Here is a 12,620-nt window from a genome sequence, read left to right on the forward strand (position 1 = left end):
ATGACGGGGCATCGGGATGGTGCTGGGTGGTGCGAGCGCCTAGAGCTGCTGCGCCGAGCGACGACGGGCGATCACGAGCGCGAGACCACCGACGAGGAGCAGCGCGGCGAGCGCCGCGTTCCCCCACGGCTCGGCACCGGTCTTGCTCAGGCTGCCGTCCTGGCTTCCGTCGGCCGTTCCCGAACCGGTCCCGCCGCCTGCGCCGGGCTGGGTGCCCGGGTCGGTGCCGGGGTCGACCGCCGCGGCCTGCACGACGATGTCCTGCCAACCGATGACGTTGCCGTCGGCGTCCTGGACGACGAGTCGGTGGGCACCGACCGGCGCGTCCTCAGGAACCGTGACCTGCACGTTGCCGTCCGCGTCGACCTGCACGAGGCCGTCGCTCACGAGGATCGGGTCGGAGTGCAGCCAGACGCTCACCCAGGTGCCGGCGTACTCCTTGCCGACGTGGATCGTGGCGAGCTTGCCGATGATGAAGTCGGTGATCGCCTTGATGAGGTCCTTGAGCGCCTGGATGAGCGCGGACTCCGGTGCGGGCGTCGGCGGCGTGACCACCGGCGGCGTCGCGACCGTGAGCGGCACCGTCAGCGTCGTCCCCGACTCGAGTGCCGTGAGGCGCACCGTCGCCGCGCCGTCAGCGGTACCCGCCGGGACGGTGAAGGACACCGTCGCGGCCCCCGCGGTGACCGGGGCCGTCCCGATCGGCGAGCCGTTGAGTTCGATCGCCAGCGAGGTGTTCACCGGGCTGCCGGTCGAGGTGAGGTCGAGCTTCGCGACGTCGAACGAGACCGTCTTCCCCGCGGCGACCGCTGCGGTCGGCGCGTTCGTGACCTGCACGCTCTGGCGGGCGAAGTCCGGGGACACCGGGCTGTTCGCCGTCAGGTAGGCGATCCACGCGTCGCGGTCGACGAGACCGGAGTCGCGCGTGTCCGTGCCGTTCGCGAACTCACGGAAGTTGTCGCCACCCTGCAGCAGGAAGCTGAAGGAGCCGATCCGGTAGCTCTTGTTCGGGTCGATCGGAGCGCCGTTCACCGTGATGCTCGTGATGCGCTGTCCCTGGGCCTTCGTGGGGTCGAACGTGTACTGCACGTTCGACGACAGTCCGAGCTGCAGGTACGGACGGGACGGCACGTTCCCGGCCGCGTCGAGCTGCCACTGCTGCTCGAGCACGGTCTTGAACTGCGCACCCGTGAGCGAGGTCGTCCACAGGTTGTTGAGGAACGGCAGCACCGCGTTCGCCTCGGCGTACGTGATGTCGCCCGCGAGGATCTCCTCACGCATGCCGCCCGGGTTGACGATGCCGATGTCGGCTCCGCCACGGTCGGCACTCGAGAGCGAGGCGCGGAGGGAGTCGGCGACGAGCGCACCGAGCGTCGACTCGGCGCCGCGGTCGTCCTTCACCCCGTTGTTGAACGCGCGGGTGATGTCGGCCGTCGCCTCACCGATCTTCTGGTTGCCGATCTCCGCCGCGACCGCGAGGGCCTTGTCGGTGATCGTCTTGACCGTCGCGACCGCGGGGAACTGCTTGACCAGGTCGGCCTCGGCCACCGTGGTGCGTGCGACGTTCTTCGCCGTGTAGGCGGTCACGTCACCCGACGCGCGGTCGACGGTCAGCGTGATCTGGCCGATGAACTCGCCGTAGCTGCCGGTCTGGAGCACCGGGCGGGTCTTGCCGGTCACGCCGGGGATCGGAGCGTCCCACGCGTACTGCTTGTGCGTGTGGCCGGTGAAGATGGCGTCGACGTCCGCGCTCGTCGTGGTGACGATCTCGGTGAAGGCGCTCTGTTCGGCGAGCTCCTGCTCGAGGGTCGCGCCGTCCGGCGTGCCTGCTCCAGCACCCTCGTGGTACTCCGCGACGATGACGTCCGCCTCACCGTTGGACTCGTCGCCGTCGGTCAGCTGAGCCGCGACGCGGTTCACGGCCTCGACCGGGTCACCGAAGTCGAGGTCGGCGATGCCGGCGGGCGACACGAGCGTCGGCGTCTCCTGCGTGATGGCGCCGACGACGGCGACCTTCACCCCGTCGATGTCGAGGATCGTGTACTCCTGGAGCGCGGGCTGCTTCGTGCCCTTCTCGTAGACGTTGGCACCGAGGTACGGCCAGGCCGCGTTCTTCCCGTCGGCCATGACGCGGTCGACGAGGTCGCCGTAGCCCTGGTCGAACTCGTGGTTGCCCACCGCGGAGGCCTTCAGACCGAGCGCGTTCAGCACGTCGATCGTCGGCTGGTCCTGCTGCGCCGACGAGGCGAAGAGCGAGGCCCCGATGTTGTCACCGGCGGAGATGAACGCCGTCTGGTCGGGCGCGAACATCGCCTTGAGCTGCTCGATCGTGCCCGCGAACTTCGTCGTGTTGGCGTCGATCCGACCGTGGAAGTCGTTGATGTTGAGCAGGTTGACGGTCGCGGACTCGCTCGCGTCGGCGCTGATGCCGACGATCACGGGGTCGTGGTCGCTCGAGCGGAACATGTCCGGCACGTTGAAGTCGGTCACGTTCGCGTTGTAGCGGGAGTACTCGAGGGCGATCGACTCGACGGAGTTGATGTTCCACACGTCGGCACCGGTGACGCTCTGGTCGGCTTCCGGCGACGCGAAGATGTGGTCGAGGGATCCGACCGCGCCTTCGTATGCGTAGGTGTACTCGCCGGTCTTGGCCTCCTGGCTGATGTAGCCGGCGTCGCGGAGCACGTCCAGCGGGTCCTCGGCGTCGTAGGAGTTGAAGTCTCCGACGAGGAAGACCTTCTTCGTGCCGACATCCTTCGAGACCGTGTCCGCGAAGGTCACGAGGGCCCTGGCCTGACGCGTGCGGTCGCCGGTGAAGGCGCCCTGCCCGGTGTTGGCGTTGTCACCGGTGGCCGCTGCCGAGGTGCTCTTCGACTTGAAGTGGTTGGCGATCACGAGGAACGTCGCGGCGTCGTCCGCACCCTTGGGCTTGAACGCCTGCGCGTCGGGCTCACGGGCGTTGTCGAACGCGGGCGAGTCGAGCAGGATGCGCGATTCACCGACGGTCTCGACGGTGGCGGACTTGTAGATGAAGGCCGTGCGGATGACGTCCTCGTCCGTGGGGACCTTCGCGGGCGAGGGGACGAACGTCCAGGTGCCTGCGCCGGCATCGGCGTTGAGCGCCGCGGTCAGCGTCTTGAGGGCGTCGTCGCGGTCGAGCCCGATCGAGGCGGAGTTCTGGATTTCCTCGAGCGAGACGACGTCGGCGTCCAGGGCGTTGATCGCGGAGACGATCTTCGCCTGCTGACGGGCGAGGCTCTCGGCCGTCGCCGCGCCCCGGACGCCACAACCGGCGGCGTCGGAGTTGTTCACCGTGGTCTTGCCGCCCTGACGGTCGGTGTAGAAGGTGCACCCGGTGCGGGAGTCGCCGGTGGTGGCGAAGTAGTTGAGGACGTTGAAGGTCGCGAGGGACACGTCGCCACCCACACCGCGAGGCGAGGTGTAGCGGGTGTTGTCGAACGCCGCCGGCTGGACGGTCGCCGCGTTGGCACCGGTCAGCTGCTGCGTGGGCTGGAACTTCCAGTTGCTGTTGCGGAAGTCGAAGACGACCGGAGCGGTGAAGTCGACGGCGGCACCGACCCGGACGGGCGCGGTGGTCGAGAGGTACGGCAGCGGGGTGCCGGTGTTCTCCGCCTTCGAGAAGTCGACGGTCGCGCCGTCGTCGAGGACGACCTTCTCCGCCGGGACCCGGGCCGCGGCGGCGAGCGCCTCAGCGGAACCGGGCTTGCCGAGGACCGTCGGCGTGACGAACGGCGTCGTCGACGCCGCGAGCGCGATCTCGCCGTAGCGGTTCGTGCTGTAGTTGTCGGTGACCGTGTAGTCGCCGGCGGGGGCGAGCAGCATGCCCTCGAGGCGTTCGCGCTCCTCGTCGGTCGCCGGGAAGGCGACACTCGCGGCGGTCGGTGCGGTGACGCCGGTCGCGTCGAGCGCCGTGACGGCGGCCGCATCCGTGACCTTCAGCTGCGTCAGGCCGTAGTACTCGTCCACGACGCCGGTGACCTGCAGGTACTGGCCGACGGTGACGGAACCGACGGTGGCCGGCGAGTAGACGAAGACACCGTCGGACGCGAGGTGCGTCGCGGGGTCGATCGCTCCACCGGTGCCCGCGGTCTGCAGGTAGTAGCCGTTGAAGCCGCCGGTCGGGAAGCTCGCGGTGACGAAGCCCGTGGTGGTGACCGTCTGGCCGACCATCGTGCTCGCGGCGCCGGTGCCCTGGATCTGGGCGATCGTCGCCGTGCCGGGCTCGACCGGGGTGGTCGGGTCGGTGGGTTCAGGGGTCGGCTCCGGGGTGGGCTCGGGGTCGACCGGGGTGTCGCCGGCGCTGTTCTGCGGGGTGACCGTGTCGCTGAGCGTGAAGTCGGCGGCGTTGCTGTCGGTGTCGGCGAAGGTGGTGCGCACGATCGACTGCGGCACGCTGTTGCCCGACGGCGACGGCGAAGCGGCCGTCTCGAAGGTGTTCGACGTGCCGTAGCCGAGGAGGTCGACGATCGCCGGGTTACTGACGACGGAACCGGTCGGGAGCGTGACCGCCGCGGTCGAGGCGACGAGGGCGATAGTGCCCTTGGAGCCCGACGCGTTCAGCTCGCTGGCTACGTCGGGTGTCGGCAGAGCCGCGCCGACCGCGCCGTTGCTGCTGCCCGAGACGAGGTAGTAGCCGCCGGCCGCGATCTTCCCGGTGAGCGGAACCGTCGTCGACGACGCCGCGGCACCGGTCGCCGAGCGGTACTGGATCGACCAGCCGCTGACGTCGACTGCCGCGTCGCTCGGGTTGTAGAGCTCGACGAACTTGTTCAGGTAGGGCGCGTTCGCGCTCCCGCCCGAGAGGTATGCCTCGTTGATGACGACGCCGAGGCCGTCGGTCGAGGCGACGGCTGGTGTCGCCACGAGGGGTGCGGCGACGAGCCCGGCAAGGGCGGCGAAGGCGGACAGCCTCCACGGGTGTTTGAACGACATGTGGCTCCGAATCGAGGGCCGTCCCCGTTCGGAGCGCGCGACAACGCACCCCCCATTCGAGGCACAGACGATGGGTAGTGCCTCACAAGCTAACCGACATGCGTGACGGAAGACCACCGCGAATGTGAACGGCACGTAAATCCGGGCGTGCTCATGTGAGCAGCGGATTCGCGTCGAAAATCGGAGAAAGTGCTGATCAGCGCGGCGATGTGAACGGTCTCACGGGTCGCTCCGACGAGCGCCAACCTTCAAGCTGTGGTTCAGAGCAGCTTGAGCATCCGGGTGTTACCGAGCGTATTCGGCTTGACCCGCGCGAGGTCGAGGAACTCCGCGACACCTTCGTCCGACGAGCGCACGAGCTGTGCGTAGACCTCGGGTGGGACGATCTCCTCGCCGATCTCCTGATAGCCGTGTCTCGTGAAGAAGCCGGTTTCGAAGGTCAGGCAGAACAGGCGACGCAGGCCGAGCTCGATCGCGTCGTGCTCGAGGCGCTCGACGAGCGCGTGGCCGACCCCGGTACCGAGGTGGTCGGCGGAGACGGCGAGGGTGCGGACCTCACCGAGGTCCTCCCAGATGACGTGCAGTGCGCCGCACCCGATGAGTTCGCCGTCGGGCGTCTCGGCGACGCGGAACTCCTGGACGGCTTCGTAGAAGACGACGTCGTCCTTGCCGAGGAGGATCCGCTGCTGCACGAGTGGTTCGACGAGCGCCTGGATGCGGCGGACGTCGCTCGTGCGGGCGCGACGGACGACATACCCCTGCTGAGCCTGCTCGACCATCCCGCCTCCTCCTGTCAGAACCTCCGAGCAGTCTACTGACGCCAGCGCGACGCTCCCGACCGAGCGCGGGTTGGTGGGCGCCAGCGCGGTGCGCTCGCGCGAGCGCTGCCGAAGCGGCGTGAGCGCTGCCGGAGCGGCGTGAGCGCTACCCAGCCGCGCGAGCGCGGGCCTCCAGAGGGGCGCGCTCGGTCCAGTGGGGCGCGCTCACGTCAGCGCACCGCGCTGGCGCCGGACGCCGGAGTGACGACATCGGATCACGAGGTCCGGATCAGTGCCAGGACCTCGGACCCGCGGTGCCGGCCGGGTAGGTGTCGATCGACACCTCGTCCTTGCGCCACGCCTTGAGGACCGGCGCGACGATCCGCCAGCACTGCTCGGCGACGTCACCGCGCACCGACAGGGTCGGGTCTCCCTCGAGGATGCTCGACAGGACTTCGCCGTAGGCACTGAGCTGCCCGGCCTGGAGTTCTGCGTGGAGGGCGACCGGGTCCAGTTCGAAGGGGTCGTCCTCACCGTTGATCATCAGGTCGAGGTCGAGCGACGCCGGCTTCAGGCCGATCCGGAGCCGCGCCGGGGTCTTCATCCCGTGCAGGCCGGACGGGAGGTGCGGCACCGGCTTGAAGGTGAAGACGATCTCCTGACGGGTGTCCGCCAGCGCCTTCCCGGACCGCAGCACGAACGGGACACCAGCCCAACGCCAGTTGTCGATCGCGAGCGTCATCTCGGCGAGCGTCTCCGTGTGGTGCGACGGGTCCACACCCTGCTCGTCGACGTAAGCGGGCAGCTCGCGATCGCCGATCGTCCCGGCGCCGTAGCGTGCACGCCGGCTCTCCGTGCCGTTCGTCTTCCACGGTCGGGTCGCCCGCAGCACCTGGGCCATGCCGCCACGCAGATCCTCGGCATCGACGCTCGCCGGTGGCTCCATGGCCGCGAACGCGAGGACGAGGAGCAGGTGACTCTGGATCATGTCGATCAGGGCGCCCGCGCGGTCGTAGTACCCGGCGCGACCCTCAAGCGCCAGTTGCTCGTCGAAGACGATGTCGACACGTTCGACGTTGTCGGCGGAGAGGAGCGGTTCGAAGATGCGGTTCGCGAAGCGGAGGCCCAGCAGGTTGAGGACCGTCGACTTGCCGAGGAAGTGGTCGACGCGGAACACCTGCTCCTCCGGCACCAGGTGCTGGAGCAGGCGGTTGAGCGAGCGGGCGGAGGCGTAGTCGGTCCCGAACGGCTTTTCGAGGGCGAGCATGATGCCCTTGGGGAGCTCCAGCTTCCGCAGCGCCTTGCACGCGAGCAGGGTGATGGCGGGCGGCAGGGCGAAGTAGAGGGCGACGTTCGGTCCGGCGGCCGCGAGGACGCGTTCCAGTGACGCCGGGTCGGAGACGTCGGCCTGCACGTAGGTGGTCTCGGCGACGATCGTCTCGGCGAGCTTCGACGGGGCGTCGGCGAACGCGGTCTCGACGCGCTTCCGCCAGGCCTCATCACTCGACTCGGAGCGGTCGACTCCGATGAGGCGCACCGCCTCGCCACGCGGGGAGGCGAGGAGCGACGCGAGTCCGGGCAGCAGGAGTCGGGCCGTGAGATCGCCCCCGGCGCCGAGGATCACGAGGGTTCGAGGGGCGGAGGATTCCGAGGTGGCGGCGGTCATGCGGCGATCCTACGCGGTGCGCCGACGAGGTCGCGCGGCCTTGCGTCCTCCCGAGGTCCACCCCACCCGACCCAGGCCAGCGCGGTGCGCTGACGCGAGCGCAGGGTTGTGGGCGTCAGCGCGGTGCGCCGACGCGAGTGGCGCGGGATCGGCCTCACCGCGGGTCCAGCGCGTGAGCGCACCCCTCCGGAGACCCGCGCTCACGCGCTGGACCCGCGGTCACGTCAGCGCACCGCGCTGGCGACCGACCACAGCGGACGCGGGCGGGCAGGCAGTACTGTGAGCGCATGCGACTCGGAGTCCTCGACGTGGGATCGAACACCGTCCACCTGCTCATCGTCGATGCACACCCAGGAGCGCGGCCGATCCCCCAGTCGTCGCACAAGTCGGTGCTGCGGCTCATGCGATACCTCACCCCGGACGGATCGATCAGCGACGAGGGCGTCGCGGTCATCCTCGAGTCGATCGGTGCAGCGGCAGCGATCGCCCGCGAGAGCGGCCTCGACGAACTGCTCTCGATGGCGACCTCGGCCATCCGTGAGGCGACAAACGGGCCGGAGGTCCTCGCCCTCGTCGAGGAACGGACCGGCATCGCCCTGCAGGTCCTCTCCGGTGACGACGAGGCGAAGCTCACCTTCCTCGCCGTCCGCCGCTGGTACGGCTGGTCGGCCGGCGAGATGCTCCTCCTCGACATCGGCGGCGGCTCACTCGAGATCGCAGCCGGCGGTGACGAGTATCCCGATGTCGCGATCTCCCTCCCGCTCGGCGCCGGCCGCTCCACCGTGGGCTTCCTCCACGACGACCCGCCGACCGCCGCACAGCAGGAGGCACTCCGCCTACACGCCCGCGAGGTGCTCACCGCAGCACTCCCCGCGTTCGCCGAGGAGCCCGACGCCCATCACGTCGTCGGGTCGTCCAAGACCATCCGCTCCCTCGCACGCCTCGCAGGATCGGTGGCCGACGGCATCGGAGGCACCGAACGGTCGCTGCTCCGGCGCAGCCAGCTCGACGACTGGATCCCCCGGCTCGCCCGCATTCCGGCCGAGGCCCGCCCCGCGCTCCCAGGGATCACCGCCGACCGCACCTTCCAGATCGTCGCCGGCGGGATCGTCCTGTCCGAGGCGATGGCCGCCTTCCGCGTCCGCGAGCTCGACGTCTCCCCCTGGGCGCTCCGCGAGGGCATCATCCTCCGGTACCTCGACCGCCTCGGCTGACCGCCACCGTTCGCTCGCCCAGGTTCGGGCGCGCGAGACCCGGATCGCCCGAAGACGGGCGAACGAACACGTCCAGACACGACGAAGGCCCCCACTCCGCGGAGTGGGGGCCTTCGGTGAATCAGGGCTATTCGCCCGTGATCGCGAGATCCGGCGTGGCCGAACCCGTACCGAGCGACGCCTGCGCGTTGACGCCGGCACCGACCGACTCACCACGAGCAGAGGTCGTGAAGGCGAACGCGCCGTTCACGAAGTCGACGTGCACGTGGTCGCCGGCGTTGAGTTCGCCGTGGAGGATCTGCTCGCTGAGCTGGTCTTCCACCTCGCGCTGCATCGCACGACGCAGCGGACGAGCACCGAGGGTCGGGTCGAAGCCGACCTCGATGAGGCGCTCCTTCGCCGGCAACGTGAGCTCGATCGTCATGTCGCGGTCGAGCAGACGCTCCGAGAGACGCTTCGTGAACAGGTCCACGATCTGCAGGAGCTCCGGCTTCGACAGCTGCGGGAACACGATGATGTCGTCGACACGGTTCAGGAACTCGGGCTTGAAGTGCTTCTTCAGCTCCTCGTTCACCTTGCCGCGCATGATGTCGTACCCGGTCGAGGCGTTGCCCTCGATCTGGAAGCCGACCGGACCACCGGCGATGTCACGAGCACCGAGGTTGGTGGTCATGATGATGACGGTGTTCTTGAAGTCGACGACACGACCCTGACCATCCGTCAACCGGCCCTCTTCCAGGATCTGGAGGAGCGAGTTGAAGATGTCGGGGTGGGCCTTCTCGATCTCGTCGAAGAGCACGACGCTGAACGGCTTGCGACGCACCTTCTCGGTGAGCTGGCCACCCTCTTCGAAGCCGACGAACCCGGGAGGAGCACCGAACAGTCGCGAGACCGTGTGCTTCTCGCCGTACTCCGACATGTCGAGGGAGATCAGCGCGCCTTCGTCGTCGAACAGGAACTCGGCGAGCGCCTTTGCAAGCTCGGTCTTACCGACACCCGTGGGGCCGGCGAAGATGAACGAGCCCGAGGGACGCTTCGGGTCCTTGAGGCCGGCACGCGTGCGGCGGATGGTCTTGGAGAGCGCCGAGATGGCCTCCTCCTGACCGATGACCCGCTGGTGCAGCGCCTTCTCCATGAAGACGAGTCGCGAGGACTCTTCTTCCGTGAGCTTGAAGACGGGGATGCCGGTCGCCTGGGCGAGCACCTCGGCGATCAGGCCCTCGTCGACCTCGGCGGTCGTCTTGACGTCGCCCGAGCGCCACTGCTTCTCGAGGCGCAGACGCTCGCCGAGGAGGTTCTTCTCCTCGTCGCGGAGGGACGCCGCCTTCTCGAAGTCCTGCTCCTCGATGGCCGTCTCCTTGGCCTCGCGGACGCCGGCGATCTTGTCGTCGAACTCGCGCAGCTCCGGCGGGCTCGAGAGGATCGACAGACGCAGGCGCGCGCCGGCCTCGTCGATCAGGTCGATGGCCTTGTCGGGCAGGAAGCGGTCGGAGATGTAGCGGTCGGCGAGGTTCGCCGCCGAGACGAGCGCGCCGTCGGTGATGGACACCTTGTGGTGTGCCTCGTACCGGTCGCGCAGCCCCTTGAGGATGTTGATCGTGTGGGGCAGCGACGGCTCCATGACCTGGATCGGCTGGAAGCGACGCTCGAGTGCGGCGTCCTTCTCGAAGTGCTTGCGGTACTCGTCGAGCGTGGTGGCACCGATGGTCTGGAGCTCACCGCGGGCGAGCAGCGGCTTGAGGATGGAGGCCGCGTCGATCGCGCCTTCGGCGGCACCGGCACCCACGAGGGTGTGGATCTCGTCGATGAAGACGATGATGTCGCCGCGGGTGCGGATCTCCTTGGTGACCTTCTTCAGGCGCTCCTCGAAGTCACCGCGGTAGCGGCTACCGGCGATGAGCGAGCCGAGGTCGAGCGAGTACAGCTGCTTGTCCTTCAGCGTCTCCGGGACATCGCCCTTGACGATCGCCTGGGCGAGACCCTCGACGACAGCGGTCTTGCCGACGCCGGGCTCACCGATGAGGACCGGGTTGTTCTTCGAGCGACGGGAGAGGATCTGCATGACCCGCTCCATCTCCTTGTCGCGACCGATGACCGGGTCGAGCTTGTTGTCGCGCGCGGCCTGCGTGAGGTTGCGGCCGAACTGGTCGAGGATCTGCGACCCGCCCTGCGCCTGCTGCTCACTCTGGTTGCCGCCGACCGGGGCTGCTTCCTTGCCCTGGTAGCCGGAAAGCAGCTGGATGACCTGCTGGCGCACACGGTTGAGGTCGGCGCCCAGCTTCACGAGGACCTGGGCTGCGACGCCCTCGCCCTCGCGGATGAGGCCGAGCAGGATGTGCTCCGTGCCGATGTAGTTGTGGCCGAGCTGCAGCGCTTCGCGCAGGCTCAGCTCCAGCACCTTCTTGGCGCGCGGCGTGAACGGGATGTGTCCCGTCGGCTGCTGCTGGCCGGTGCCGATGATGTCGGTGACCTGCTCGCGCACGGCATCGAGGGAGATCCCGAGGGACTCGAGCGCCTTGGCGGCGACTCCTTCTCCCTCGTGGATGAGGCCGAGCAGGATGTGCTCGGTCCCGATGTAGTTGTGGTTGAGCATCTTGGCCTCTTCCTGGGCCAGGACGACGACACGACGCGCACGGTCGGTGAATCTCTCGAACATGATCACTCTCCTCCGGCACCGGGCAGGGTGGTGATGCCGTTAGTAGGAGCGTAACGACCGCCGCAGCTCTCTTCGCCCCTGTTCGCCGTGGGCGTGATGCGCGGCCACCGGGAACGCCGCAGCGCACGTGCACCGGGCACGTGCGCTGCGGGTGTCGGCTGATCGCGGCTCGGTCAGACCGCGAACCGGACGGTCGCCGCGAGTGCGCCCCCACCGGGGACGTCGTCGGCACGGACGGCGAGGATCCGGGCGTCGGAGAGCAGCGCCCGGCGGAGGATCTCGTCGATCACGCCGTAGTTCGTCGCGTCGGCGTCATCGGCGAGCGTGACGACACCGGTGGTCTCGTCGACCGTGCCAGGCAGGTTGCTGTCGATGTCGACGAACAGGGTGTCGACCGCGTTCGCCGTCGCGGCACGTGCGACGTCGCCGAGGTCGGTCACGGCACGACCGTTCGACGCGCGGGTGCCGAACTCCTCGCACAGCGCGTGCAGTTCGGCGGCGTACAGCTCGTCGAGGATCGGGCGGGCTGCTGCGGCGAGCTGCTCGTCGGAGCGCTCCTGCTGGTTGCCCTCGATCTCGGGCTTCACGAGGTGCTTGTAACTCGAGACGGACCGGAAGATCCCCGTCATCGGTTCGGCGCCCGCGAGGATGAGCGGCTCCTTCGAACCGGCGAGCACGGGCGACAACGCCTTGTTGATCGCCTGCGCGTACTCCTGCATCCGGACCTTCTGTCCCTCGGAGCCCTGGATGCGTCCCTGGGGGCTGCGTCCGTCGGAACCGCGACCCCGGATCGAGTCGACACCAGCGGCCGCGGCCACGTCGGCGGGGACACCCTCGAGTTCGATGCTCGTGGCCGGGAGATCACGCGAGACGGCCACGAGTCGCACACCGCTCTGCGCGAGCGCCAGGACGTAGGCCGACTGCGGGAAGGTGAGCGCACGCATCAACGGCTTGATGAAGAAGCGGTCCGAGACCTCCGTGCAGGACTGGAGGATGTTCGGGACGCGGAAGTAGCGCGTGAGACTCGGGCTGATGTAGAGCGCGAGGCTCGAGGACAGGTAGCGGAGGAAGTCCGGATCCTCCTGGAGGTCGTCGACCGTCTGCGTGAACGCCGCGATCGCCGCCCGGTCTGCTCCCGCGGCCGTCAGCTGCTCGACCGCCACCTTCACCTGGTTCTTGAGGTCCAGGCGGATATGGCTCGTATCCGAGGGGTTGGTGCTCGTCGCGAGGATGATCGACACGCTGCCGGGCTCTCGAGCGGTGGCGAGCTCGACGATGTCGGAGCGGGTCGGAATATCGGTGTGGTGCACTGATGCCTCCTTCGATCGCGTCAGGCGAAGGGTCGACCGGGAGCAGGCGACGCCGTCGTGGGC

Annotated in this window: 6 protein-coding genes; 1 reads left to right on the forward strand and 5 read right to left on the reverse strand. The window is 68.8% G+C overall.

What is annotated here, in order from left to right:
- Positions 1–39: 39 nt before the first annotated feature.
- The 3 genes from QRN44_RS03710 to QRN44_RS03720 form a co-directional block, all read right to left on the reverse strand.
- On the reverse strand, positions 40–4,953 hold the full coding sequence (locus QRN44_RS03710; RefSeq protein WP_285038293.1) for an ExeM/NucH family extracellular endonuclease: 4,914 nt from the start codon (positions 4,951–4,953) through the stop codon (positions 40–42).
- Between the two features lie 260 nt (positions 4,954–5,213).
- The gene (locus tag QRN44_RS03715) at positions 5,214–5,732 is read right to left on the reverse strand and encodes an amino-acid N-acetyltransferase (RefSeq protein WP_064294321.1); all 519 of its coding nucleotides are present in this window, start codon (positions 5,730–5,732) and stop codon (positions 5,214–5,216) included.
- A gap of 268 nt (positions 5,733–6,000) precedes the next feature.
- The gene (locus QRN44_RS03720) at positions 6,001–7,377 is read right to left on the reverse strand and encodes a glucose-6-phosphate dehydrogenase (protein ID WP_285038294.1); all 1,377 of its coding nucleotides are present in this window, start codon (positions 7,375–7,377) and stop codon (positions 6,001–6,003) included.
- Between the two features lie 287 nt (positions 7,378–7,664).
- Between QRN44_RS03720 and QRN44_RS03725 the strand changes: the two genes are divergently transcribed.
- Positions 7,665–8,591: a Ppx/GppA phosphatase family protein gene (locus QRN44_RS03725; protein WP_064294323.1), complete on the forward strand. Its 927-nt coding sequence runs from the start codon at positions 7,665–7,667 to the stop codon at positions 8,589–8,591.
- A gap of 127 nt (positions 8,592–8,718) precedes the next feature.
- On the opposite strand, the gene QRN44_RS03730 is transcribed toward QRN44_RS03725, so the two are convergent.
- Together QRN44_RS03730 and QRN44_RS03735 are read right to left on the reverse strand one after the other, a co-directional pair.
- The gene (locus QRN44_RS03730) at positions 8,719–11,247 is read right to left on the reverse strand and encodes an ATP-dependent Clp protease ATP-binding subunit (protein WP_064294324.1); all 2,529 of its coding nucleotides are present in this window, start codon (positions 11,245–11,247) and stop codon (positions 8,719–8,721) included.
- A 173-nt stretch (positions 11,248–11,420) separates the two neighbouring features.
- Positions 11,421–12,557: a baeRF11 domain-containing protein gene (locus tag QRN44_RS03735; RefSeq protein ID WP_121289520.1), complete on the reverse strand. Its 1,137-nt coding sequence runs from the start codon at positions 12,555–12,557 to the stop codon at positions 11,421–11,423.
- Positions 12,558–12,620: the final 63 nt, after the last annotated feature.

The sequence above is a fragment of the Plantibacter sp. lyk4-40-MEA-4 genome, assembly GCF_030209415.1.
Lineage (GTDB): Bacteria > Actinomycetota > Actinomycetes > Actinomycetales > Microbacteriaceae > Plantibacter > Plantibacter flavus_A.